Raw genomic sequence first — 25,056 nt, forward strand, 5'->3', positions numbered from 1 at the left:
GCCCGTCAGGGGTAGACGCGGACCGGGGTGGAGACGTCGGTGGCCGGACGCACCGGGAACCCGGCGATGCCGTCGGCCCCGCGGTAGGTCACGCCCGCGACGATGCCCTCCGTCCCGGTCAGCGTGAGCTGCTTCGCGGTCTGCACCGGGAGCGTCACGGTCGCGCCGGACAGGATCTTCAGCGTGCGCCGCTCGTCGCCCGACCGCACCGTGACGGAGCGGTCTTGGCGGGTGGGGTTCACGAAGTTCAGCCGCACGCCCTCGCCCGGGGCGATGGCGGTGATCGTCCGGTCGCCCAGCGGCTCGGCCGAGGCGAACCACCCGAGGTCGGTGCCGCTGCTGGCCCCGTCGGTCGGCGTCGTGGTGCGCGCACCGGTGACGACCGGCTCGGTCGAGGTGACGGTGAACGAGTACCGGCCGTCCGGGAAGTCGTCGAGCGCGACGTCGGTGACGACCCCGGGCTCTGCGGTGGCGTTGACGGTCGTGCCGCCGCCGTCGGCCGTGCTGATGCCGAGGGTGACGCGCGCCGACTTCGTGCCGGGGACGAACAGCCGGACGATCGGCGCCGCGTCGGCCGTGTCGTCGCCGCGCTGGGCGGCCTGCGCGTCGGCGAGGGCGACGGCGGGGATGACCTGCGAGCGGGACGGCGCGGCCCCACCGGAGACGATGTCGTAGCCGCCCGGGGTGAGGGTGCGGACGACGGACTCCTGCATGTGCGCGACGATCTGGCCGCCGGACGACGTGACGTGCACGACGGTCGAGGCGGCGTCGGACACGAAGCCCGACAGCGGGACGACCTTCTGCGTGTTCGGCGCGACGACGATGCCGGTGGTCCCGGGTGCGCTGACCGTCCCCGAGCCGTCGAAGATCGTCAGGTCGACCGTGGCGTTCACGTCGGTCGGGTTCGAGAGCGTGACGAGGCTCGTCCGACCGGTCTCCGTCGAGCCGCCGACGAGCCACGTGGACTGGGTCGGGTCGTCGCACGAGGCGGCGCCCGCCCCCACCAGGTCGCCGCTCGAGACGCTCTGGAAGCTGCTGCCCGCGACCTGCGGCGTCGTCTCACCAGCGGGGGCCGTCAGGAGCCGGGGGTCGCTGCCGCCGGTGGTCGAGGAGTCGAGCGAGGACCGCTCGACCGTCGAACCGGTCGTCGCGGTCGCGACGGTCGCGGTGCCGACGGTGCTCGCCTGCGTCGCGTCGTTGCCGGCGTCGTCGGACAGGCGCAGCGCACTGCCGGCGCAGACACGCTCGGCGGCCGCGGGGACCGGCGTGACGGTGCGTCCGGCCGGTCGACCGGGTTCGGACTCGGTGCCGATGGCGTGGGCCGCGGTGACGGCACCCGCGGCGACGACGACGGCGACGGCCGTGGCGGTGCCGCGGACGATCCAGCGCCGGACCGAGGAGGGGTTGGTGCTCATTCGTCGCGCTCCTCGTCGAAGGTGGTGGCGGGTTCCTCGGCCTCGATGACGTTCGAGGTGGCACGGCGGCGGCGGGGGGCCGTCGGGACCGCGAGGAGTGCTGCGGCGCCGAAGACCACGCCGAGCACGACGAGGTACAGCACGTGGGTGGCCTGGGTCGCCGCGGAGCCGGAGCGGGTGCGGTCGACCTCGCCCTCGTAGTGGAACAGCTGACCGTTCGTGGTCTCGCCGATGCTCGTGAAGAGCGCGTTCTGACCGATCGCGCCGGCGGCCCGGTCGTGCACGGTCTGCGCCTCGGGGTCGTCACCGGCGTCGTCGATGAGCACGAAGCTCACGCCGAGCTCGCGGAGCGCCGGCCGGGGGTCGTACCCGCTGCGGCTCGCCAGGTTGCCGGCGAGCGTCGTCAGCCGTGCGCCGGACTCGCTCAGCCGGAGTGCGGTGGCGTCGAGCGTCGACTGGTCGTCGAGGGTGGAGCCCTGCCCGCGCTCGAGCGTGACGGCGAGCGAACCGTCGTCCTGCGGGACGACCACGAGCGTGCCGACGTCCGGGTTCGCCTGGGCCTCGGCGTTCACGTACGCGCTGAGCACCCGGCCGGTGGTCGGCTCGATCGTGGCGGTGCCGAGGTAGAACGCCGCGAAGGCCGGAGCCACGGCCACACCGGCGAGCACGGTCGCGACCAGCCCGGTGACCGGAGCGGCCTTCGGCAGCACGTCGATGCCGATGCAGGCCGCGACCACGAGGGCGAGCCAGTACACGGACAGACCGCTGCCGGGCCAGACGATGGTGGTGGTCGACCCGACACCGGTGACCGTGACGTGGGTGGCGGCGAAGGCCGTGGCGAAGCCGAGGAGCGCGATGACGAGCGCCGAGCCCGCGACCGCCCAGCGGTGGCCGAGCATCGCCCCGATCGCGGCGGCGGCCACGGGGAGCGCGAGGACGGCCATCACGATCGGCAGGACCGTGGCGACCAGCGCGAGTCCGGACGTCGCGGGGAGCCAGCCGCTCCAGTCGGGCAGGGGCTGTCCGATGGCCAGCTGGAGCGCGGACGGCGCCCGGGTCGCGGACGGCGCACCCGGGTCGGCGAACACCGCGAGCAGGTTGCCGCGTGCGGCCTGCGCCAGGATCAGCGGCAGGAAGAGCACCGCGGTCGGCACCGGGATGAACAGACGACGGTGGGCCCGGCGCCAGCCGACCAGGAGCGCGACGAGCCAGCCGACCAGCAGGACCGGCAGCAGCGACGGCGCCGAGGCGGCGACGACGGCGAACAGGAGCGACGCTCCCGAGGCCCAGGCCCACGAGCGGTGCGCCTCGAGCACGGCGACGAACAGCCACGGCAGCACCAGGTGCGCGATCACGGCGCCGAGGTGTCCGGTCGTAACGGCTCCGACGAGCGACGGGGCGATCGCGTACAGCGACGCACCGATGACCGGCACCCAGGTGCGGGTCGTGACCTTGCGGACCGCGAACCAGGCCCCCAGTGCGGACAGCGGGAACGCGACGAGCATGACGAGCACGACTGCGGTGGACGGCGACCAGAACACGATCGAGCCGAGCACGGCGAGCACCGCGGCGAAGGGGTCCGACGGGCCGGTGAAGCCCGTACCGAGCGAGTGGAAGCCGTACCCGACGTTCTGCCAGAGCTGTCCCGGCGTCGCGGAGAGCGGCAGGAGTCCCCCGCCGGTCAGGGCCGGCGACCCGAGCAGCGGGTAGAGCGTCACGACGCTGAGGACCGCCGCGGCCAGGACCACCCAGATGCCGCCGTCGCTGAGGAACGACGCCCGGGCGATCGGGGCGTCCTCCGCCCGGGCGAGTTCGACGTCCCGGGAGGTGGTGCGGTGCTCGTGCACCCGACGCCAGCTCACGCGGAGCGGTTCGACGGCGGCCCAGCCGAGCTTCTTCGTGCGGGCGAGGTTCTTGCGCGCACGTCCCGTGCCGCCGCCGAACGCGACGGCGAACGCGGCGGAGAGCTCGGGGACCACGGCGGCGGGGTGCTTCGCGACCAGGTGACCGAGCGCGCGGCCGATCGCGAACGGCACGAGTGTGAGCCAGTGCAGCCAGACCAGCGCGGCGGGCGCGTACGTCATCCGGCGGTGCAGCTGCGCCTGCCGGTGCATCCGGACGCGCCGCGCCTCGGACACGCGCTTGCGACCGAACTCCTCGATCGGCCCGGCGCTGGTGACCTTGGCCTCCGGCACGAGGGCGACGCGGTGTCCGGCCAGGCGGACCCGCACCGAGAAGTCGAGGGCCGCGTCGACGTCCGGCAGCGCCGGGTCGAAGCCGCCGAGTTCGTTCCAGACGGAGCGGCGTACGAGCATGCCGCCCGCGGCGACGCCGAGCACGTCGGTGTTGCGGTCGTGCTGGCCCTGGTCGAGCTCGTCCTGCACCAGCACGATCGACCGGCCGAAGCGGGTCATGCTCTCGCCGAAGGCGCGGATGAGCGAGGGGTCGTCGTCGGCGACGAGCTTGGGACCGGCGACGACGACCGAGGGCGCGATCTCGACGGCGGACAGCAGGTCGGCGAGCGCGGTCGGTGCCGGCGCGTTGTCGTGGCCGAGGACCCACAGCCACTCATCGACCGGCTCGTCGGTCGCGGCGGGCGGCGCGCTGCGCTCGCCCTGGCGGACGGCGTCACCGAACGCGGTACCGGCGGGCAGCCGGACGAGCTGCGCGGACCCGCCGAAGGACAGTTCGGCGGTCGATCCGTCGGTCGTGCCGACGTCGACGACCACCAGGTTCTCGGGGTGGCGGGTCTGGGCGGCGAGCGCGTCCAGGGTCCGGTCGAGGTGGGCCGCCCCGTTGGCGGCGACGAGGATCGCGGTGACTCTGGGCTGCATGACGGGCGTCACTCTACGGTCTGGAGGCGCGGTGTCGGCTGCGGACGGCGGCGCGCCGTGAACCTTTGGATGCGCTCACTGCGCGGTGCGGGACGGGCGGAGGTGGTCGCCTTCCGGCGCCTTCGTCGCAGGCTCCTCAGGGGCGCAGTCGCACGGCGCTGGCGCGCCGTGAACGCTCCTACGCCCGTTTCCGCAACTTCCGGCGTTCCCGCTCGGAGAGGCCACCCCAGATGCCGAAGCGTTCGTCGTTCTCGAGCGCGTACTCGAGGCACTGTGCCCGGACCTCGCACGAGGTGCAGATCTTCTTCGCCTCGCGCGTGGAGCCGCCCTTCTCGGGGAAGAACGCCTCGGGGTCGGTCTGCGCGCAGAGCGAGTCGACCTGCCAGGCGAGCGGGTTCTCCTCGTCGTCGGTCTCCGGACGTCGGACACCCGGGACGCCGAGCGCCACGGGATCGACGTGCCAGTCCTCCGGAACTCCGGCGTGGAACTCGGAACCGTTCACCCTGATCACCCCTGCCGCCTCGACAACGAACCCCAACTCTTGCGGCCGTTGCCTGTAATTACAGCGGTGTCATTCGCCTGAGTCAAGTCGCGGATCATAGAAGGCACTGACCGCTCCAGCGTGTCATGTCCCCCGTTTGGGCGTGTCGCACCGCTCGGGTGGGCCTTCCGGGGGACAACTGACTCGTCCTCAGGCGCTCAGGAGGCGCTGCGACGGGCCTCCCAGGCGCTCGACACCATCTCGTCCAGGGAGTGCCGCATGGCCCACTCGAGGTCACGGGCGGCGGCTTCGCCGGTCGCGACGATTCGGGCCGGGTCGCCGGGGCGCCGCGGTGCGATCTCGGGGTCGAAGGCGATCCCGGTGCCCGACGCCATCGCGTCCATGATCTGCCGGACGCTCACGCCGTCGCCGCTGCCGAGGTTGTAGGCACGCTCGAGCGGCTCCCCCGCCTCGAGCTTCCGCGCGGCCACCGCGTGCGAGTGCGCCAGGTCGGCCACGTGCACGTAGTCGCGGACGCAGGTGCCGTCCGGGGTGGCGTAGTCGTCGCCGTTGATCCGCGGGGTCCGGCCGGCGAGCAGCGCGTCGAAGACCAGCGGGAACAGGTTGTGCGGGCTGGCGTCGTACAGGTCGGGCTCCCCCGAACCGACGACGTTGAAGTACCGGAGCGACGTGGTGGTGAAGCCCGCGGCGACCTCCATGTCGCGCAGCAGCCACTCGCCGATGAGCTTCGACTCGCCGTACGGCGACTCCGGGTTCTTCGGGGTGGACTCGACCACGGTCTCGACGTCCGGCGTGCCGTAGACCGCCGCGCTGGACGAGAAGACCGCCTTGGTGACGCCGGTCTCGGCCATCGCGCGCAGCAGGGTCGCCATGCCGGTGACGTTCTGCTCGTAGGTGTGCAGCGGGCGCTCGACCGAGACGCCGGCGTACTTGAACCCCGCGACGTGGACCACGCCGGTGACCTCGTGCTCGCGCAGCGTGCGTGCGACGAGCTCGCCGTCGAGGATCGTGCCCTCGACGAACGGCACGTCGTCCGGGACGAACGCGCGGAAACCGCTCGACAGATCGTCGAACGCGACCGTGTCGATGCCGGCCGAGCGCAGTGCTCGGACGACGTGGGACCCGATGTACCCGGCACCGCCGGTGACCAGCCAACTCATGGTCGCCACGCTAGCGGACGTCGGCGACGCCCCGGTGGCGGTGTGCGGGTCCACGCCGCGGCGTGCGGCCCCGCGCCGGTCCCGGTGCCGGTCCGCGCCCCTAGGCGCCGGTGGCGATGAACACGGTCGACGTGATGCCGTCGGAGGAGTCCGCCTCGACCGTCACGTCGCCCTCGTCCGGGGTGATGAAGCACGACTCGCCCTTGCGGAGCAGGGTCGCCGACTGCGCGCCGACGAGCGTGACGACGCCCTCGGTGCAGATCGCGATCGACGGCCCCACGAGCGGGGCGACCCCGCCGGTGCTCAGTCCCACCGGGCGACCGTCGCCGTCCACCCGCAGCAGCGCGAAACCGACGCCGTCCGGCGCGAACCGGTCGACACCCTGGGCGATGCGCTCGGGCTCGAGGACCGGTGCCGGGTACGCGGTGAAGTCGAGCACCCGCAGGAGCTCCGGCACGTCGACGTGCTTCGGCGTGAGCCCGCCGCGCAGCACGTTGTCCGACGGCGCCATCAGCTCGATGCCGAGTCCGTCGAGGTACGCGTGGATGTTGCCGGCGGGCAGGTACATGGCCTGCCCCGCGGTGAGCGTCACCCGGTGCATGAGCAGGGAGACGACGATGCCGGGGTCGCCGGGCCAGCTGGTCGCCAGGTCGCGGACGGTCGCGGTGTTCGGGGTGAGCAGGTCGTCGTCGAGCGAGACGGCCAGGTCGCTCGCGGCCTGCACCACGGCGAGCGCGGACTCGTCGGCGGTCTCGAGCCAGCGGACGGTGTCCTCGAGCCCGTGCAGCAGGTGCACTTCGAGCGGACCGAGGCGGCCGGTACCGGCGTCGAGCACGCGGACCTCGGCCAGGGTCTCCTCGACCGGGCGGAAGCCGCTCAGCGCCTCGAACCGCTCGCTCAGCGCGACGACGAGCTCGGGCTTCGGGAACGGGTCCTTGTAGTTGCGGGCCGGGTCGTCGAGCGGGATCCCCTCGCGCTCCTCGCGGGCGAAGCCCTCTTCTGCCTGCTCCGGGGTCGGGTGCGCCTGCAGCGAGAGCGGTGCCGCAGCGGCGAGCACCTTGAGCAGGAAGGGCAGGCCGGTGCGGTCCGGACCGAGTGCGGTCTCCGGCTCGTCGGCGATCCAGTCGCGGAGCGTGTCGGCCCCGCCGACCATGGCCGGGTTGACCACGACACTGGGGCTGCCGGCGTGGGCGCCGAGCCAGAGCTCCGCCTGCGGGGCACCCGTGACGGTGCGGCCGAGAAGCTCCGGGATCGCGGTGACCGAGCCCCAGGCGTAGTCGCGGGGGGTGTTCGTGATGCCGAGGAACATGGGCCCGAGCCTACCGGCGCTGCCGGTGGAGTCCTGCGGACGGCGACCGGCCGGTAGCCTGGCGTCGTGACGAACACCTGGCCACTGGCGCGCGGGACCGTACCGGAGCGCGAGGCGTTCGCCTTCGGAGCGACGACCCTGTTCGTGCTGTTCGCGGGCGACGCCGTGCCGAACACCCTGACCTGGGTCGGGGCCGGCGTCCTCTGGGCCCTCGTCGCGGCGTGGGGCATCACGATCCTGGTCCGGGCGAGGCCACCGCTCGTCCGCACTCCCTGGGCGCTCTGGGCGTTCCTCGGCTGGTGCCTGGTGACCCTGGTGTGGTCGCACTGGCGCTTCGCGACGATCTCGAGCCTGACCGTGCAGGTGATCTGCGCGGCCGTCGCGTTCACGATCGCCTCGACCCTGACGTGGCGCCGGATCACCGACGCCCTGAGCCTCGCGCTCCGCTGGGTCCTGATGCTCTCGCTCCTGTTCGAGGCCGCCGTCGCGGTGTTCGTCCGGCACCCGATCGCCCCGATCTGGACGGACTACGGCGACCGCGACGTCCCCGACGCCTTCTACTTCTCGCGCGCCGAGCTCTTCACCGGGGGCCGGATCCAGGGGCTGCCCGGCAACGCCAACCTGCTCGCGATGGTGGCCCTGCTGGTCGCGATCGTGGTCGCCGTGCAGTTCGCCGAGGGTCGGATCCGCCGGAACCAGGCGATCGGCTGGCTCGTCGTCGCGGCACTCGGCTTCGTCCTCACCCGCTCGTCGACGGTCATCGCCGCCGCACTCGTGGTGGCCGTGGTCGCACTCGCCGCCGTCTGGATGCGCCGTGTCCCGACCGAGCGCCGCACCCCGCGCTACCTGCTGCTGGCGGTGGGTGCCGTCGCCGTCGCCGTCGCCGCGTTCGTGCTGCGCGGCCCGGTGTCCGAGCTGCTCGGCAAGGGCTCGGACGCCACCGGACGCGGGGAGATCTGGGCCAAGGTCCTCGGCCTGATCGACCAGCACCCCGTGGGCGGCTGGGGCTGGATCGGGTACTGGTGGCCGGGCATCCCGACGCTCGCCGACCTGGCGCAGCGCAAGGGCGTCACGTACCTGCAGGCCCACGACGCCTACCTGGACGTCTGGATGCAGACCGGGATCATCGGCCTGGTGCTCTTCGCGATCTACGTGGTCACGACGCTGTCCCGCTCGTGGGCCTGCGCGACCCGCATCGGGTACGACGCCGCGCTGCGTCCGCGGTCGTTCGACCCGGTGTCGCTCCTGCCGCTCCTGGTCGTCGTCGCCCTGCTCGTGCAGTCCGTCGCCGAGTCCCGCCTGCTCTACCAGGGGAACTGGGTGCTCTTCGCCCTGCTCGCCATCAAGACGCGCATCGTGCTGACCGGCGAGGAACCGGTGTCCACCGGCGACGGTCCGCGCACGCCGCCCGCCAAGCGCGAGTTCCGCTGGGCCGGCACGCGCTGACCCGCACGCTCCCTCAGCGCGACAGCCACGAGCACGACACCGGGGACGACCACGGGTTCGACTTCACCCGGGCGACCTCGAGCGTCGGGTCCGCGTCGCACGCCGCCACCGCCGCCGGCAGTTGCCCCGCCCACACCGGCCCGTCGCTCCGCCGCGTGTCCGTCGGCGCGACGTGCAGGACCGCCGACGCGACGACGGCGGTGACCACGCACCAACCGGCCAGCGCGCCGACGAGGCGACCAGGGCCTCCCGTCCGTCCGGCAGCACGCGACCTGCTGCGGGCGTCCACGAGCGTGGCGGCGGCGACCACCGCGGCGCTCACCAGCAGCAGGCCGGCGGCCGCGGCGTAGCGCTGCGGCGGCACGGCGGCCATCGCGGCGACCGGCGCCGACCAGCGGAGGCCGTCGCCGCCGTTGGCGAGCAGGGCCACCCACCACACCGCGACGGAGCCGACGGCGAGGGCTGCGACCATCCACCGCGTGCGCGCCGGCCCGACCACGACGGCCGCCACCAGGACGACGAGCAGCAGGGCTGCGGGCACCACGACCACCGCCCAGCCGTGCTCGACCACCGCCGTCAGCACAGCACCGAGGTCCGGGTCCCAGGCACCCGCCACCGGACGCAGCAGGTACCCCGCGAGCACGTCGCGCGCCGCCGGCGACCCCGTGGCGAGGGCGCGCGGACTCGTCAGGGTCGTCACGCCCTGCACCGCCAGGGCGACGACCACGACGAGCGTGACCGGCAGCGCGGTCCACCGGCCGGCCGGTCCGGGCGCACGTCCACGGGGCGTCCAGGCGAGGAGCAGCAGGGGCGCGAACAGCGCGGTGAGCGGTTCCGTGAGCACGGCCGCACCCGCGACCACGGCGAGTGCCCCGGCCGCCCACCACGACCGAGCACGCCACGCGAAGACCCACGGCACCAGGACGAGCAGGAACCAGTGCAGGTTCGCCGCGTTGCCGCTGATCTCGTACGGGGCGAGCGGCAGGACGACGGGGACGGCGGCGAGCACCAGCCGCAACGGCCACGGGCGGACGACGTCGCGGGACAGCACGAACACCAGGGCGCAGACCCCGCCGACGACCGAGCACGCAGCGAGCGCCACCACCTGCGCGTACCGCTCGGGCGGCAGCGCGTACCCGAGGTCGACGATGAGCCGGGGCAGCAGGTGCACGTACCCGGCGTAGGGGTGCAGCAGGGTGTCGACGGGCCCCATCGCGATCCGTTCGCGCAGGAACACGCCACCGTCCTCGGCCCAGACGGTGTTCCGCGGCACCGGGCCGAGCCGGTACCAGGCCAGGGCGGTCGTGAGCAGGCCGACGACGACCGCGACGAGGGGGACGCCGGCGACCCTGCGCGCGAGGTCCATCCGGTGAGGATAGTTCGGTCATCGCGCATCGTCGATACAGCCACACCGCGATGCGGTGTGCTCGTCACAAGGTCGTGCGCCAAGATGGACGCGTGACGGACGGCCGGGTGAGCAGACAGGTGCTCGGGCGCCGGTACCTCTCCGCCTGGATCGGCTTCTCGGCCGGTGGACGGTTCAGCCAGGCGCTCGCGACGGTCATCGTGCTGTTCGGGTTCGGCCAGCCGACCGTCGAGGCCCTCGTCGGCCGGGCGGGGACCTGGGCGGTGCTCGTGACGCTGTTCGTGCTCGCGGGGCTGAGCCTGCTCGGCCAGCGCTACCGGATCGAGTGGCACGGGGTCCTCCCCCTCTCGCTGCTGGCCTTCGTCGGGTACTGCGCGTTGAGCGTGCTCTGGAGCGAGTACTCCTGGGTGGCGCTCCGCGGACTGGTGCAGACCGTGTGCTTCATCGGCCTCGGGCTGTACCTGGCCCTCGGCCGCGACCTGGTGCAGGTGATCCGGGCCTCGGGCGACGCCTTCCGGATCCTGCTCGTGACGGCCCTCGGGCTCGAGGTCCTGTCCGGCCTGGTCCTCGACGTCCCGTTCCCGGCGTTCGGCATCCGCGGCGACATCGCGTACGGCGGCCCGATCCAGGGCATCGGCGGCACCCGCAACTTCATGGGCTTCATCGCCGCGATGGCCCTGGTCACCTTCGTGGTCGAGTTCCTCACCCGGTCGGTCACGGTCTGGCGCGCGATCGCCTCGACCTCGCTCGCCGTGATCGCCCTGATGCTCGTGCAGTCCCCCATCACCGGGCTCGCGATGATCGCGCTCGCCGTCACCGCGCTGGCGCTCTGGTCACTCCGGCACGCACGACCGGCGACCAGACCGGTGGTCAACGGCGTCCTCGGTGCGGTCGTCCTGCTGACGCTGGCCGTCGGGGTGCTCGCCCGGCACCGCCTGCTCGCCGAGATCGGGGCGGCCGGTGGCACGGCCACCCGGACGGACCTGTGGTCGCAGATCCGGGTCCTGGTGGAGCGCTACCCGATCCAGGGCTGGGGCTGGGTGGGCACGTGGCCGACCGAGCCCGTCGTGCCCTACGTCACGCTCATCGACCCCGCCGGCGTCCGGTTCACCTCGGGCCTCAACGCCTTCGTGGACGCCTGGCTGCAGATCGGGTTCGCGGGCACGCTCATCCTCGGCATCACCGCGTTGCTCGCGTTCGCGCGTGCCTGGGTCACGGCGACGACGTTCCCCGGGGTGGCGTACGTGTGGCCGGCCGCCGTGCTCGTGCTGCTCGCGGTCACCAGCACGGCGGAGAGCTACCTGCTGCACGGCGCGGGCCTGATGTTCTTCGTGACGGTCCTCGTGATCGCCGCGCGGCGCCGCTCCTGGCGTCGGCACCTGCCGCGCGTGTAGCGGCGGTACGGCGCGACCCACGGCCGGCCTGGAGGCCCGTGGCTGCCCCGCACCGCGCCTCCAGGCCGTCGCGCCAGCGTTCCGGGCGCGCGCGCTACGGGCGCGTGCGGCGACCGACGCGGCGCTGCACGCCCCACTGGGTGACGCGGAGCATCGCCTCGAGGACGATGGACCGGCTCATCTTGGAGACGCCGTGCACGCGGTCGCGGAAGCGGATGGGCACCTCGACGATGCGGCCACCGAGGGCATCCACGCGCAGCGTCATGTCCACCTGGAAGCAGTACCCCTTCGAGTCCACCGACCCGAGGTCCATCCGCGCGATCGCCGACGAGCGGTACACGCGGTAGCCGGCGGTGATGTCCCGCACGTCGAGCCCGAGCGCCAGGCGGGCGTAGGTGTTGGCCCCGCGGCTGAGCGCCTGGCGCCGGAGCGGCCAGTCGACGACCGACCCACCGGGGACCCAGCGGGACCCGATGGCGAGCAGGACGTCGTCGGACGCGGTCACGGCGTCGACCAGGGCCGGCAACCGGTCGGCCGGGTGCGAGCCGTCGGCGTCCATCTCGACCAGCAGCGGGTACCCGCGCTCCAGACCCCACCGGAAACCGGCGACGTACGCCGTGCCGAGCCCGAGCTTGCCGGAGCGCTGCAGCAGGTGCACCCGGTCGTCCGCGGCCGCCAGGGACCGCACGATGTCCCCGGTGCCGTCCGGGCTGCCGTCGTCGACGACGAGCAGGTGGGCACCGGGCACCGCCGCCAGCACGGCGGCAGTGATCGCACGGATGTTCTCGGCCTCGTCGTACGTCGGGACGATGACGAGGGCGGTGGTCTCCCCCGGGGTCACCGGTTCAGGCGCCGCTTCACCTTGCCGGCGACGCTGCGGGGGCCCTCGGTGCGCAGGTAGTGCACGGCACGGCCGAGGTCGTAGCGGACGCCGGAGAGCTTCTTGCGCTCCGGGACGCGGACGCGCATCTTGTGCGGCTCGATCGACGACGCGGTGTCGCGCACCGACTTGTCCGCAGCGCGGATCGGGTTCCGGCAGAACTCGACGAGCGGGGCGAGGACGTTCTCCCACGTGAACTGCTCGCGCACGCGGTCGACGTTGCCGATGAACTCGGTGCGGGCCTTCTTGTCGAAGAGCGCCGTCTCGAGCGCGGTGGCCAGACCGTCGATGTCCTGCTCGTGCACCGCGATGCCGAGCTTCTCTTCTGCGACGAGGTCACCGAACGAGTCGCCGGCCGTCGTGACGATCGGCAGACGTGCCCACAGGTAGTCGAGGATGCGGGTGCGGAACGAGAAGGTGGTCTCGAGGTGCTCGTAGTGCGTCGAGACGCCGGCGTCGGCCTCGAGCAGGTAGGCGCCGCGCTCCTCGTACGGGATCCACTGGTCGTTGAAGAACACGTGCTTGCCGGTGAGACCGAGGGCGTCGGCCTCGGCGCGGACCTTCGCGACGATGTCCATCTCGGGGACGTCGGGGTTCGGGTGCTGCACGCCCATGAAGAAGAGCTTCACCGACGGACGGCGCTCGGCGAGCTGGGCGATCGAGCGGACCAGGGTGATCGGGTCGAACCAGTCGTAGATCCCACCGCCCCAGACGACGAGCTTGTCGTTCTTGCCGATGCCCGGCACGACACCCTTGACGCGCTGCTGGTCGTGGACCGGCGGCGTCGAGGACAGGCCGAACGGCACGACGCCGATGAGCGAGCGCAGGTCAGCGTCGCGCGAGTACGTGCGGGCGTTCACACGGCCGGAGCCGGCGAGCTGCCCGAGCCAGAACATCCGCTGGCGCTCGGAGGCGCAGATGAAGTAGTCGCCGAGCTCGAGCTGGTGGTTCAGCGTGTCCGAGGCGTCGAGGATCTGGCGGTTCCACTTGTCGACGTCGTCGCTGCGGCCCTGTTCGAGCTGCTCGAGGTGCAGCGGGTCGTAGACGTCGACGACCAGGATCTTGCTGGTCGACTCGAGCACCGGGAACAGCCGGAGCGCGTGGCCCTGCACGATGATGACGTCGGCCCAGCCCTCGTGCTCGACCATCTGGCGCGGGTGACGGTGCGGGACCGTGACGACCTCGTACGACGGGTCGATCGGCGACGAACGGGTCAGGCTGACCACGCGGACGTCGTGCTCGGACGCCAGCTGCTTGGCCATCTGCGTGGCCCGGATCGCCGGACCGGCCATCTTCGCGCCGATCGAGTCGCCCGTGATGATGAGGACGCGGCGACGGGTACCGACCTCGAGCACGCCGAGGGAGTGCACGATCTTGTCGTAGCCGGCCAGGTAGTTCTCGATCGGGTAGGCGGGCTCGTCGCGGTTGCCGAACAGGCGGAGGAGCTCGCGGTCGGACCGGACGCGGGTCGCCTGGATCTGGCGGCGGGACTCGGTCATCGACGGCAGCTGCTCGACGAACTGGTCGACGCCGTAGATGCCCGCCATGCTCGTCTTCGGCACCGGGATCGTCGGGACGCTGTCGTCGCCGGGGTTGCGCAGGTCGAGCTCGGTGGAGTCGAGCTCCCCGCGGCCCACGGCACGGCGGACGGCGAGCGCCAGGGAACCGGGCAGCGCCGCGGCGAGCTGCTCGTCACCGAGGTTCTTGTAGAGCGTGAACAGCGCGTTCCGCTCGAGCAGGTAGGTCTCGCGGAAGTCGCCGAACTTGTTCATCGACGCGTGGTGCTTGTGGAACGCGACCGACTTCGGCTGGTACCGGAAGCGCCAGCCGAGCAGGTTGAGCCGCCAGCCGAGGTCGACGTCCTCGTAGAACATGAAGTAGCGGTCGTCGAAGCCGTCGAGCTGCTCGAAGAGCTCGGCGCGGATGAACATCGCGGCGCCGGTGCCGAACAGGACGTCGGTCTCGCTCTCCCACCGGCCGGTGTCCGGCGACCCGGCGAAGGGCTTGTAGCCCATGCCGTACCAGGTCATCGCGGCCTCGGTGAAGTCGACGTTGACGCCTTCCCAGTCGAGGACCTTCGAGGCGACGGCGCCGATGTCGGCACCGGAGGCGAAGGTGGCCATCGCCTCGCGCACCCAACCGGTGTCCGGGCGGGCGTCGTTGTTGAGGAACGCCACGACCTCGCCGGAGGACTTCTCGACGCCGAGGTTGCACCCGCCGGTGAACCCGAGGTTCGCGCCAGCGTCGATCAGGGTGAAGTCGAGGCTCGAGGCCTTCAGACGCCCGAGGTGCTCGGGGCCCGAACCGTTCTCGACGACGATCACCTCGAGCTTGTCCTGCGGCCAGTCCTGCTTGCGGAGTTCCGCGATGCTCGTCAGGGTGTCGTCCGTGCCCTTGTAGTTCACGAGGATGACGGACACGACTCCCGGCTTGCGCTCTGTCACGCGAGTTCCTCCAGCAGCTGCCGCGCACCGGGCGCGGGTCGATGGGTCGGCCGACGGGGTGCCGCGGGCCGATGACACCCTACAAGGCGCGCCCAGCGACTCCCTGCCGCCGCTGCGGATTCGTGCAGAATGGCGTGCGTGACCGCAGTGATCCCGAGCACCCCCATGTCCTCTCCCCTCCGCGAGGACTACGCGGCCCTCGCGGCCGACGAGCACGCCGAGGGCCCCCGCGGCACGATCCGCTTCGCGGTGTCGACCGCCGACCCGGCCGAGGGCAAGGGCGACCTGTTCGTCGCGCTCGGGCTGGCACGAGCGCTCCGGGCCGAGGGCTGGGGCGTCGCGATGTGGCCGCTCGAGCGCTGGGGCGAGGAACTCCCCGCCGACACCGCCGTCGTGGTCAGCATGATCGAGTCCTTCGTGCCCGGGTACGTCCCAGCCGGCACCGCCCTGGTGGCGTGGGTGCGGAACTGGACCGCCAAGTGGGCAGCCCTGCCGTACCTCGACGAGTTCGACGCGGTCTGGACGTCGTCCGGGATCGCCCGCGACGCGATCGCGGCCGCGTACTCCGGCCCCGTCGAGGTGGTGCCGATCGGCGTCGACACCGAGCTGTTCACGACCGACGCCCCCGCACCGCGCGAGCGCACGGACCGCGCCGTGACCACCGTCAACTTCTGGGGCGTCCGCCGCCGTGTGCAGGACGTCCTCGCCGAGGTCGCCCCGGCCGAACCGATCGTCTGGTTCGCCGCGAACGTCGACCACGTCGAGGCCTCCGCGGGCGTCGAGCTCCGCCCGGCCGTGTCCTACTTCGCCCTGCCCGAGGTCTACCGTGCCGCCGGCTTCGTGGTCGACGACGTCATCGAGCCGGCCGCCGAGTACGGCACCCTGAACTCCCGCCTGTACGAGTCGCTCGCGTCCGGGGCGCTGCCGGTCACCGACTGCGCGCTCGGGCTCGACGAGCTCGGCCTGTCCGACGTGCCGGTGTTCGACGACGCCGACTCCCTCGAGCGCGTGCTCGCGATGCCCCGCGACGAGCGCACCGCCCTGGTCGCCCGGCTCCGCGCCGTCGTGGTCGAGCGGCACTCCTTCCGCAGCCGAGCCGAGCAGGTCGGTCCGTCGCTCGACGCCGCGGTCGCCGCCGCCTCGGGCCGGAGCGGCGAGCGTGGCGCGTTCCTGCGGTGGGCCACCGCCCAGCGCGAGACACTCCGGCAGACCGAGCACGACCGCGACGTCCACCTGGCCGGCGTGCACGACATCAATGCCCGCCTGGTCGAGTCGGAGCAGAAGGTCGGCGCGTACGACACCGCCCGTCGCCTGGCCGAGGCGGAGCGCGACCAGATCGCGGCCCGCTTCGAGGGCCTCACGCGCTCCCCCGAGTACCGGCTGCTGCACGGCGTCGGCCTGATGGCGCGGCGCGTGCGCCGCTGACGGCGGTCGACGCGACCCACGACGGACGGGAGGCCCGGTACCAGCTGGTACCGGGCCTCCCGTCCGTCTTGTGGTGACCGTCTACTGCACGGTGACCGTCTACTGCACGGTGACGGTCTTCGTGCCGAAGCTCTTGTAGGTGCCGCTCGGCAGGTCCTGGAAGTAGACGCGCACGGTGTGCGTGCCCTTCTTCACCCCGGTGAGCTTCCGCGACAGGCCGACGTCCGAACCCCAGTCCGGGTGCACGGCCTGCACGTCGGTGCGGGTCGCGTTGACGGTGCCCGGCGAGACGGCGACGCCGTCCAGGTGGATCTTGTACTTGACCGGGTCCCAGACGTCCGGGTCGATCGCCCAGCCGGCCACGGTGATGGTGCCCGTGCCGCCGGTGACGGACTCGTACAGGCCCTTGACCGAGCCGGTCTTGCCCGTCTTGCCGGTGGTCGGCGGGTCGGTGACCGTCACGCTCTTCGTGCCGAAGCTCTTGTACGTTCCGCTCGGCAGCTCCCGGAAGTACACGCGCACGGTGTGCGTGCCGGCGGTCAGCCCGGGGATCTTCAGCGAGAGGCCGACGTCGGAGCCCCACGCGGGGTGCACGGCCTCGACGTCGGTCCGCTTCGCGTTCGCGGTCCCGGGGGCGATGGCGACACCGTCGACGTGGATCTTGTAGGCGACGGGGTCCCAGACGTCGGGGTCGATCGCCCAGCCGCGCACCGTGGCGCTGTTCACGCCACCGACCACGGACTCGAACGCACCCTTGAGCGAGCCGGTCTTGCCCGTCTTGCCGGTCGTCCCCGACGCGTCGGGTTCGGCGGTCGACGCGGCGGTCACCGTCACGGACTTGGTGCCGAAGCTGACGTACTTGCCGCCCTGCAGGTCCTGGAAGTAGACGCGCACGGTGTGCTTGCCCGCCTTCAGGCCGGTGAGTCGGAGCGTCAAGCCGACGTCGGAGCCCCACGTGGGGTGCGTCGCCTCGACGTCGGTGCGGGTCGCGTCCGCGACCCCGCTGTTCGTGCTCACGCCGTCGACGTGGATCTTGTACTTGACCGGGTCCCACACGTCCGGGTCGATCGCCCAGCCGCGCACGGTGGCCGTGCCGACGCCGCCGGTGACGGAGTCGTACGACCCGCGCACGGCACCGGTCTTGCCGGTCTTGCCGGTGGTCGGGGCGTCCACGACGACCGACTTCGACGCGACCTTCACGTACTTCGTGCCGGGCTTGTCCATCACGTACAGCGTCACGGCGCGCGAGCCCGCGCTGATGCCGCCGATCGTCTTCGAGAAGCCGAGGGTGCTGCCGACGCCGGGGTAGACCTTCGCCACGTCGGTGCGGGTCTTGTCCGCCGTGCCGGTCGCCTTGCTCACGCCGTCGACGAGGATCTTCCACGAGCCGGGCTTGGACGAGTCGGGGTCGAGGACCCAGCCGGTGGCCGAGATCGTGCCGACGCCACCGGTCACCGAGTCGAGGACGCCCTTGGGGGCCGCGCTCGTGATGGTCCGGGTGTAGCAGCCGAGCAGGGTGTTCGCCCCGCGGCCCTGGTTGATGGCGTAGCTGCAGACGGAGTGCTTGCCGAGGCTCAGCCCGGTCAGTTCGGCCGAGAACCCGTGCCGGGTGTTGTTCGCGCCGAGGGTGCCGGCCAGGTCGCTCCGGGTCTTGTCCGCGGTGACGGTCTTCGCGCCGGCGCCGTCGACGTAGAACGCGACGCGCAGGGCGTTGGTGGTGTCCGGGTCGGCCGCCCAGCCGGTGACCGTGATCGACGAGGTGGAGGTCGCGGTCACGGAGTCGACGTCGCCGTAGGGGTTGCCGCCGCCGGCCGCAGCACCGAACCAGTCGGTGTACATGCGCCAGAAGTTGCGGTTGCCGTAGGCGGAGCAGCTGTCACCGGAACCGTAGAGGTTCGACATGGCCGCCGCGTTCGGGGTGTACGGGGTGTAGATGTACAGGCTCGCGGTGGCCTGGTTCTGGATGTAGACGGACTTCCGACCGCAGGCCGCGTTCGGGTTGAGCAGGATCGAGTTCGTCCGGCCCGCCTGGTACGCCCACGAGGTCGGCGACGCCTGGTACCGCTTGAACTGCAGGGCCGCTGCGTAGACCTGCTGGCCGAAGCCGAAGTACGCCGGGTCGCACGGGGCGGTGTCCGGGCACGCGAAGCCGGTGGCGTGCAGGTACATGTAGGACGTCGGCGAGGACGTCGTGACGATGCCCTGCTCCTTCTGCAGGAGCACGAGGAGCACCTTCTGGCTGATACCGCACGCGGCACCGACCTGGGCGATCATCGTCGCGGCCGACTTGGTGCCACCAGCGATGGCCGCGCACCGGCCGGAGACGGCACCGATCGAGCTCATCTTCTGCGAGAAGTCCTTCAGGCAGGCGGGGCCGCTCGACGACTTCCGGCAGTTCGGCGCGACGCTCGTCAGGAACGACTGCACGGCGGCGGCGTTCATCGCCGAGCCGTTGTAGAAGTTCGCGTCGCTGATGATGTTGCCCGGGTCGAAGTCCGACGCGACCGCGGCCGAGGCCGACTGGGTCGTGTTCTGCTCCGCGAGCACCGTGCCGAAGGTCAGGCCGCTCATCGCGACGGCGAAGGCCGCCACCAGGGCGAGGGAGCTCCGGAGGGAACGGCGGGAGCGGGCTGCTCGGGGGGAACGGGTGGTGCGGGGGGTGCGGGGGGTGCGGGGGGTGCGCATCACGGGACCTCGGCGGTCAGGGGGTCGGACGTCGTCGACGCGGAGCCGACGGCGTAGGTCAGGGTGACGGTCCAGGTGCCGCTCGACACCTTCGCCGCGGGGAACGACACCTGCGCGCAGTTCACCGACGAGGCACTCGCCTGTGCGGTGCTCGTGGCGGTGCGCGTGACGCCGTCCTTCGTCGCGGTGAAGGTGCACTTCCCGCTCGTGTCGGTGGTGCCGGAGACCAGGCCACCGGCCTGGAGGGTCTTCGACCCGGTGTCCCAGCCGGCGAACGTGACGACGGCCGTGGCCGGGTACTCCGACGGGTCGGCGTCCGGCTGGTTCGTCGCGCCGCTGCCCGGGAACGCACCGGGGGTGTCGTCGTCGGAGGCGCCGGCGTCGTCGCCGTCACCGTCGTCGGACCCACCGTCGGTCGGCGTCGAGGCCGCGTCGGTGGGGGCCGAGGTCGCCGAGTCGTCGTCCGTCGGGGTCGCACTCGGGGTGCGCGAGACGGACGCGGACGGCGACGGGGTGGCGTCGTCGCCACCACCGGAACAACCGGCCAAGAGGAGACTGAGTGCACCGACCACCGCGAACGCAGCGATCGGCCTGGATGCGAGGAGCATGCTGACGGGCCGTCCTGTGGATGTTGACAAGGGTCCGGGTTGCAACAACGGTAACTCGAAAGTGAAGGTTGAGGGTTGGATCGGCCGGAATCACCCCCACTCGGGGTGCACGACGACCGTCGCCCAACCCCGTCCCGCGGGCCCGGTGAGTATGCTGTTCCGGTCCTGCCCCCACGAACGAAGAGACGTATGGTCGACCAAGCCCGCATGACCGCGCTCGCGAAGGAACCCCTCGTCGTGATCGGCGCTCCGACGAGCGCCTTCCGCGGGACCTTCCGTGAGCTGCGCGACGTCTTCCGGCAGCGCGAGATGCTCGGCATGCTCGTCCGACGTGACCTGAAGGCACGCTACAAGGACTCGGCACTCGGGTTCGTGTGGACGCTCGTGCGCCCGCTGACCCAACTGCTCATCTACTACTTCGTCATCGGCAAGGTCCTCGGCGCCGCCAACGGCATCGACAACTTCGCGATCTACGTCTTCACCGGCCTGACCGCCTACACGCTCTTCAGCGAGATCGTCGCCGGGTCGACCGGCTCGATCGTCGGCAACTCCGGGCTGATCAAGAAGGTCTACGTCCCGCGCGAGGTCTTCCCGCTCGCCAGTGTGGGCGCGGCCCTGGTGAACTTCACCATCCAGTTCGCGATCCTGCTGGCCGCGACGGTCGTCATCGGCGTCTTCCCGTGGCACGAGGGTCTGGTCTACCTGATCCCCGCGCTCGCGGTGATCCTGGTCTACGGCGCCGCCATCGGCCTGGTGCTGTCCGCGCTCAACGTGTACCTGCGCGACGTGCAGTTCGTCATCGACGTCGGCCTGATGGTCCTGCTCTGGGCCTCGCCGATCGTCTACTCGTACTCGCGCGTGGTCGCGACCGTGAACGCCGACTGGCTCCTCACCCTCTACACGAACAACCCGCTGACCCTGTCGGTGCTCGGCCTGCAGAACGCGATCTGGCTGCACGACCCGGCGGACGTCACGTACCCGGACCACCTGATGCTCCGGCTGGGGATCGCGTTCGTGATCGGCCTCCTCTGCCTCATCGGTGCGCAGCGGATCTTCTCCCGCCTGCAGGGCAACTTCGCGCAGGAGCTCTAGACCATGGCCATCAGCACCCCCGTCGCCCCGTCGACCGCCGGCGAGACCGCCGAGCGTCCCGACGTCATCGTCATCGACCACGTCCGCAAGCGCTTCACGGTCCGCAAGGACAACACCCTGCGCGAGCGGATCGTCACGCTCGGCCGCGCCGGGCGGAAGCACCGCCAGGACTTCTGGGCCCTCGACGACGTCACGGTGTCGATCCAGGCCGGCTCGACCGTCGGGCTCATCGGCCAGAACGGCTCCGGCAAGTCGACCCTGCTCAAGGCGATCGGCGGCATCATCCAGCCGACCTCCGGCACGGTGTCCCGCCGCGGTCGCCTCGCCGCCCTGCTCGAGCTCGGCGCCGGGTTCCACCCCGACCTGTCCGGCCGCGAGAACGTCTACCTCAACGCGAGCCTGCTCGGCCTCAGCCGCAAGCAGACCGACGAGAAGTTCGACGACATCCTGGCGTTCTCGGGCATCGGGGACTTCATCGACACCCAGGTGAAGTTCTACTCATCGGGCATGTACGTGCGGCTCGCGTTCGCCGTCGCCGTGCACACCGACCCCGACGTCCTGCTCGTCGACGAGGTCCTGGCCGTCGGTGACGAGGCCTTCCAGCGCAAGTGCCTCGACCGCATCCGCACCTTCCAGGAGGCCGGCAAGACGATCATCATCGTCACGCACTCCCTCAGCCAGGTGCAGGAGATGTGCGACCGCGTCGTCCTGCTCAACAAGGGCAAGGTGCTGCACGACGGTGACCCCGTCCAGGCCGTGAGCATGTTCCGCGAGGTGCTCGAGGAACGCCGTCAGGGCGAGCTCAGCACCGACGTCGCCGTCGGCAGGGGCAAGGTCATCGGCGCGAGCGTGCACGTCGACGGCAAGGAGCCCCGCGCGGACGTCATGCCCGGCGACGACCTCGTCGTGGACATGGAGTTCGAGCACCTCGACGGCATCGCCGACTGGGAGGCCGCGGTCCAGATCAACAACGCCGGGGGTCAGGTCGTCTACGGCACCACCACCGGCATCATGGGCCTCGAACTGCAGCCGCTGCACGGTCGCCGGAAGCTCCGCCTGCGGATCGCCGACACCGCGTTCGGCACCGGCAAGTACTTCATCAACGTGTCGATGATGGACTCCGCCGGGCGCCACCTGCACGACATGCCGGAGTGCGACTCGTTCGAGGTCCCCGGGTTCGAGCACGCCGTGGGCACGGTCTACGCCGAACCCTCGATCGAGGAGCTCGACTGACCCCGGACGACGGCGACACCGGGACCAGCGCCGACGGCACGCCCCGTGCCGGCTCCGCGCCACGGGCCGACGGCACGCTCCGCACCGCGGTCGTCGTCGTGAACTGGAACCGCGCCGACCTGACCACCGCGGCCGTCCGCGCCGTGCTCGACGAGGGCACGCCCGACGACGTCATCGTCGTCGACAACGGGTCGTCCGACGACTCCGTCGCGGTGCTCCGCCGTGCCCTGCCGGACGCCACCGTCATCGCACGCGGCGACAACGGCGGCTTCGCGGCCGGTGCCAACACCGGCATCCGGCACACGGACGCCGACGTCGTCGTGCTCCTGAACAACGACGCCGTGCCCGCACCGGGCTTCGTCGCGGCGCTCCGCGACCACCTGGCGCACGCCGGGCCCGAGGTCGCCGCCGTGACGGGCCGGATCGTGCTCGCCGGACGCTGGACGGGCCTCCCGGCCGGGGTGGAGCCCGCCCCCGGCCAGCGCGTGCTGCGCGACCACGACGGCCGTCGCTGGACGCCGTCGGCGGACGGCGAGGTCCGGCTCAACTCGACCGGCGTCCGTGTCGACCGCGACGGCAACGGGATGGACCGCGACTGGTTCGCGCCCGTCGACCGGGTCGCCGACGTCGACGTCTTCGGGTTCTCCGGCGGCGCGTCCGCGCTCCGCCGAACGGCGCTGGACGACGTCGGCCTGCTCGACGAGTCCCTGTTCATGTACTACGAGGACACCGAGCTCGCCTGGCGGCTGCGCCGCCGCGGATGGCGCGTCGAGCACGCGGCCGACGCGGTCGTCGAGCACGACCACTCGGCGTCGTCCGGCGTGCAGAGCGACCTGTTCGTCTTCCGGAACGCGCGCAACCGCATCGTCGTCGCGCTCTGGCACGCCCCGTGGCCGACCGTCGTGCGGGCGAGCGTCCGCACCCTGGTGCGCGGCCTGCGCGGGCTGGCCTCCGGTCGCACCCGCCGGGAGGCGCGGCTCGTCCTGACGGCGTTCGCGGACGTCGCGGGGACCCTGCCGGTCCACCTCGCGCGCCGGCTGCGCGAGACCCGGCGCGCGTCCGTCCCGCGCCGCAGCGTGGACCCGGGCGCATGAGTGCAGCGGGCTATCCTGGACACTCCCCCGTCGACGGCCCCGGCCACGACGTCCCCGCCCGGAAGGAACCACGCGTGCCGCAGCTCACCGTCCTCGTCGACGGGACCGCGGTACCGCAGGCGCTCGGCGGCGTCGGACGCTACGTCGAGGGGGTCGTGTCGCACTTGACCGACCCGTCGCTCGACGTCCACCTGGTCGTCCGCCCCGTGCACGCTCCGCACTTCACCGCCGTCGCGCCGCACGCGACCGTGCACACGGCGCCGGGCTGGACCGACTCGGTGCCGCTCCGGTTCCTGTGGGAGCAGACCGGGCTGCCGGCGCTCGGCCGTCGGCTCGGGGCGCAGGTGCTGCACTCCCCGCACTACACGTTCCCGTTCGGCTGGCGCGGCGGGTCCGTCGTCACGCTGCACGACGCCACGTTCTTCTCGAACCCCGAGTGGCACTCGCGCCTGAAGCGCACCTTCTTCACCTGGTGGAGCCGCCGGTCCCTGCGCACCCGACCCGTCGTCATCGTGCCGAGCGCCGCGACCGCGACCGAGGCCGCCCGGGTCGTGCGGGGCATCCGCGCCGACGTCCGGGTCGCACCGCTCGGCGTCGACCGCATGGTGTTCCACGAGCCCGACGTCGCCGCGGTCGAGGACGCCCGGATCGCCGCCACCCTGCCCGAGGGTGCCCCGTGGATCGCGTTCCTCGGCACCATCGAACCGCGGAAGAACGTCACGGCGCTGCTCGACGCGTACGCCTCGGTGCGCGCCGCGCGCGCGGCTGCCGGGTCGGACGGTCACCCGGGTGCGGAGACCCCGTGGCTCGTGCTGTCCGGGGCCCGCGGCTGGGACCAGGCGGCCATCGCGCGGCTCGACGCCCTGCAGCCCACCGACCACGTCATCGAGGCCGGCTACCTGCCGCTCGAGGACCTCGCCGGGTTCCTCGGCGGTGCCGAGTTCGTCGTCTACCCGTCCCTCGGTGAGGGCTTCGGCCTGCCGGTGGTCGAGGCGATGGCCTCCGGCGCGTGCGTCCTGACCACCCGGCGGCTGTCGCTGCCCGAGGTCGGCGGTAACGCGGCCGTCTACAGCGAGCCCGACGCCACCGCGCTGGCGTCCGCGATGACGGCGCTGCTGGACGATCCCGCGCTCGTGGCGTCGCACCGTGCGGCGGCGCTGACGCGGGCCTCCTCGTTCACCTGGGAGGCCACCGCCGCGGTGCACGTCGAGGCCTACGAGTCCGTCGCCGGAGGTGTGCGGTGATCCGGGTCGCGGTGCTGACGGTCACCTACAACACCGGCGAGACCATCCGGCCGTTCCTGGCGAGCGTCGCCGGTGCCTCGAAGGACCCGGTCGCCGTCGTCATCGCGGACAACGGTTCGGCCGACATCGACGCACTCCGGGCGATCGGTGAGTCGTACGGCGCCGTCGTGGTGTCCTCCGGTGGCAACCGCGGCTACGGCGGTGGGATCGACGCGGCCCTGAGCGCCCTCGACGACGTGCTGCCGGACGTCCGCCCGGAGTTCCTGCTCGTGACGAACCCCGACGTCGTGCTCGGCGAGGGCTCGATCGACGAACTCGTGGCCGCCGCCGACCGGTTGCCGTCGGGTGGGTCGTTCGGCCCCCGGATCCTCGACGACCAGGGCGAGACCTACCCGTCCGCCCGGCAGCTCCCCTCGCTCCGGACCGGCCTCGGCCACGCGGCGTTCTCGCGGTTCTGGCCGGCGAACCCGTGGAGCCAGCGGTACTGGTCCACCACGAAGGTCGTCGAGCGCGAGGCCGGATGGCTCTCCGGCGCGTGCTTCCTCATCCGGACGTCGCTCTTCCGCGAACTCGACGGGTTCGACGAGTCGTACTTCATGTACTTCGAGGACGTCGACCTCGGGCAGCGCGTCGGACGGTCGGGCCGGGCGAACGTGTACGTGCCCTCGGCGGTCGTCACCCACACCGGAGCCCACTCGACGTCGTCCAACCGGCGCCGCATGGAGATCGAGCACCACCGCAGCGCGTACCGGTTCCTGTCGCGGAAGTACCGCGCGTGGTGGCTCTGGCCCCTGCGCGTCGCCCTGCACGCGGGCCTGTCGCTCCGCGCACGCTGGGTCACGCGCAAGTAGCTCCCGCTCGGTCGGGCTGTCTCGTTCGCAAGACACCGGTGTTCGCGCGTTGCACCGCGGTCTGCGGGTGTTCC

General features: G+C 72.2%; 18 protein-coding genes. 8 read left to right on the forward strand and 10 right to left on the reverse strand.

The window, feature by feature from the left end; all coding sequences use genetic code 11:
- Positions 1-5: 5 nt before the first annotated feature.
- The 5 genes from DEJ08_RS11835 to manA form a co-directional block, all read right to left on the reverse strand.
- A complete protein-coding gene (locus DEJ08_RS11835; protein ID WP_071405767.1) occupies positions 6-1,415 on the reverse strand; it encodes a DUF5719 family protein in 1,410 nt (469 codons plus the stop codon).
- Complete coding sequence (locus DEJ08_RS11840; protein WP_111039892.1) at positions 1,412-4,249, reverse strand: glycosyltransferase; 2,838 nt, start codon at positions 4,247-4,249, stop codon at positions 1,412-1,414. The genes DEJ08_RS11835 and DEJ08_RS11840 overlap by 4 nt, the downstream gene beginning before the upstream one ends.
- A gap of 178 nt (positions 4,250-4,427) precedes the next feature.
- A complete protein-coding gene (locus tag DEJ08_RS11845) occupies positions 4,428-4,760 on the reverse strand; it encodes a WhiB family transcriptional regulator (protein ID WP_081827389.1) in 333 nt (110 codons plus the stop codon).
- 188 nt (positions 4,761-4,948) lie between these two features.
- Positions 4,949-5,911 (reverse strand): UDP-glucose 4-epimerase GalE, encoded by a 963-nt coding sequence (galE, locus tag DEJ08_RS11850; RefSeq protein WP_071405789.1) that lies wholly within the window; start codon positions 5,909-5,911, stop codon positions 4,949-4,951.
- Between the two features lie 100 nt (positions 5,912-6,011).
- Positions 6,012-7,220, reverse strand: a complete 1,209-nt coding sequence (gene manA, locus DEJ08_RS11855; protein WP_111055275.1) for a mannose-6-phosphate isomerase, class I — start codon at positions 7,218-7,220, stop codon at positions 6,012-6,014.
- Between the two features lie 66 nt (positions 7,221-7,286).
- On the opposite strand from manA, the gene DEJ08_RS11860 reads away from it, so the two are divergent.
- On the forward strand, positions 7,287-8,666 hold the full coding sequence (locus tag DEJ08_RS11860) for an O-antigen ligase family protein (RefSeq protein WP_111055274.1): 1,380 nt from the start codon (positions 7,287-7,289) through the stop codon (positions 8,664-8,666).
- 13 nt (positions 8,667-8,679) lie between these two features.
- On the opposite strand, the gene DEJ08_RS11865 is transcribed toward DEJ08_RS11860, so the two are convergent.
- Positions 8,680-10,032, reverse strand: coding sequence for a hypothetical protein (locus DEJ08_RS11865; protein ID WP_111055273.1), 1,353 nt, complete (start codon positions 10,030-10,032; stop codon positions 8,680-8,682).
- Between the two features lie 92 nt (positions 10,033-10,124).
- Between DEJ08_RS11865 and DEJ08_RS11870 the strand changes: the two genes are divergently transcribed.
- Positions 10,125-11,426 carry an O-antigen ligase family protein gene (locus DEJ08_RS11870; protein ID WP_146243540.1) on the forward strand — a complete coding sequence of 434 codons (1,302 nt, stop codon included), beginning with the start codon at positions 10,125-10,127 and terminating at the stop codon, positions 11,424-11,426.
- Positions 11,427-11,520: 94 nt separating this feature from the next.
- Here DEJ08_RS11870 and DEJ08_RS11875 read toward each other — a convergent pair whose 3' ends face one another.
- The gene (locus DEJ08_RS11875) at positions 11,521-12,267 is read right to left on the reverse strand and encodes a polyprenol monophosphomannose synthase (protein ID WP_111055272.1); all 747 of its coding nucleotides are present in this window, start codon (positions 12,265-12,267) and stop codon (positions 11,521-11,523) included.
- Entirely contained in the window at positions 12,264-14,750 is a 2,487-nt protein-coding gene (locus tag DEJ08_RS11880) for a glycosyltransferase (RefSeq protein WP_071405761.1), read from the reverse strand. The genes DEJ08_RS11875 and DEJ08_RS11880 overlap by 4 nt, the downstream gene beginning before the upstream one ends.
- A 138-nt stretch (positions 14,751-14,888) precedes the next feature.
- Between DEJ08_RS11880 and DEJ08_RS11885 the strand changes: the two genes are divergently transcribed.
- Positions 14,889-16,175, forward strand: coding sequence for a glycosyltransferase family protein (locus DEJ08_RS11885; protein WP_181438467.1), 1,287 nt, complete (start codon positions 14,889-14,891; stop codon positions 16,173-16,175).
- 99 nt (positions 16,176-16,274) lie between these two features.
- Here DEJ08_RS11885 and DEJ08_RS11890 read toward each other — a convergent pair whose 3' ends face one another.
- Both DEJ08_RS11890 and DEJ08_RS11895 read right to left on the reverse strand, forming a co-directional pair.
- A complete protein-coding gene (locus DEJ08_RS11890; RefSeq protein ID WP_284180465.1) occupies positions 16,275-18,860 on the reverse strand; it encodes a hypothetical protein in 2,586 nt (861 codons plus the stop codon).
- On the reverse strand, positions 18,860-19,468 hold the full coding sequence (locus DEJ08_RS11895; RefSeq protein ID WP_111054490.1) for a hypothetical protein: 609 nt from the start codon (positions 19,466-19,468) through the stop codon (positions 18,860-18,862). Before DEJ08_RS11895 ends, DEJ08_RS11890 begins: the two co-directional genes overlap by 1 nt.
- Positions 19,469-19,657: 189 nt before the next feature.
- Here DEJ08_RS11895 and DEJ08_RS11900 point away from each other — a divergent pair, with 189 nt between their 5' ends.
- The 5 genes from DEJ08_RS11900 (at position 19,658) to DEJ08_RS11920 (ending at position 24,982) form a co-directional block, all read left to right on the forward strand.
- The gene (locus DEJ08_RS11900; RefSeq protein WP_111029474.1) at positions 19,658-20,560 is read left to right on the forward strand and encodes an ABC transporter permease; all 903 of its coding nucleotides are present in this window, start codon (positions 19,658-19,660) and stop codon (positions 20,558-20,560) included.
- A 3-nt stretch (positions 20,561-20,563) separates the two neighbouring features.
- Positions 20,564-21,793: an ABC transporter ATP-binding protein gene (locus DEJ08_RS11905; protein WP_111054489.1), complete on the forward strand. Its 1,230-nt coding sequence runs from the start codon at positions 20,564-20,566 to the stop codon at positions 21,791-21,793.
- Positions 21,712-22,887 (forward strand): glycosyltransferase family 2 protein, encoded by a 1,176-nt coding sequence (locus DEJ08_RS11910; RefSeq protein ID WP_258367052.1) that lies wholly within the window; start codon positions 21,712-21,714, stop codon positions 22,885-22,887. The genes DEJ08_RS11905 and DEJ08_RS11910 overlap by 82 nt, the downstream gene beginning before the upstream one ends.
- A gap of 74 nt (positions 22,888-22,961) precedes the next feature.
- Positions 22,962-24,131, forward strand: a complete 1,170-nt coding sequence (locus tag DEJ08_RS11915; RefSeq protein WP_220035448.1) for a glycosyltransferase family 4 protein — start codon at positions 22,962-22,964, stop codon at positions 24,129-24,131.
- Complete coding sequence (locus DEJ08_RS11920) at positions 24,128-24,982, forward strand: glycosyltransferase family 2 protein (RefSeq protein ID WP_111054487.1); 855 nt, start codon at positions 24,128-24,130, stop codon at positions 24,980-24,982. The genes DEJ08_RS11915 and DEJ08_RS11920 overlap by 4 nt, the downstream gene beginning before the upstream one ends.
- Positions 24,983-25,056 lie beyond the last annotated feature (74 nt).

The sequence above is a fragment of the Curtobacterium sp. MCLR17_054 genome (genome assembly GCF_003234335.2).
GTDB classification, from domain to species: Bacteria; Actinomycetota; Actinomycetes; order Actinomycetales; family Microbacteriaceae; genus Curtobacterium; species Curtobacterium flaccumfaciens.

Coding starts and splice junctions, on each gene's coding strand:
- DEJ08_RS11835 (WP_071405767.1), bottom strand. CDS start 1,415: ATGAGCACCAACCCCTCCTCGGTCCGGCGCTGGATCGTCCGCGGCACC.
- galE (WP_071405789.1), bottom strand. CDS start 5,911: ATGAGTTGGCTGGTCACCGGCGGTGCCGGGTACATCGGGTCCCACGTC.
- DEJ08_RS11900 (WP_111029474.1), top strand. CDS start 19,658: ATGGTCGACCAAGCCCGCATGACCGCGCTCGCGAAGGAACCCCTCGTC.
- DEJ08_RS11895 (WP_111054490.1), bottom strand. CDS start 19,468: ATGCTCCTCGCATCCAGGCCGATCGCTGCGTTCGCGGTGGTCGGTGCA.
- manA (WP_111055275.1), bottom strand. CDS start 7,220: ATGTTCCTCGGCATCACGAACACCCCCCGCGACTACGCCTGGGGCTCG.
- DEJ08_RS11905 (WP_111054489.1), top strand. CDS start 20,564: ATGGCCATCAGCACCCCCGTCGCCCCGTCGACCGCCGGCGAGACCGCC.
- DEJ08_RS11865 (WP_111055273.1), bottom strand. CDS start 10,032: ATGGACCTCGCGCGCAGGGTCGCCGGCGTCCCCCTCGTCGCGGTCGTC.
- DEJ08_RS11840 (WP_111039892.1), bottom strand. CDS start 4,249: ATGCAGCCCAGAGTCACCGCGATCCTCGTCGCCGCCAACGGGGCGGCC.
- DEJ08_RS11890 (WP_284180465.1), bottom strand. CDS start 18,860: ATGCGCACCCCCCGCACCCCCCGCACCCCCCGCACCACCCGTTCCCCC.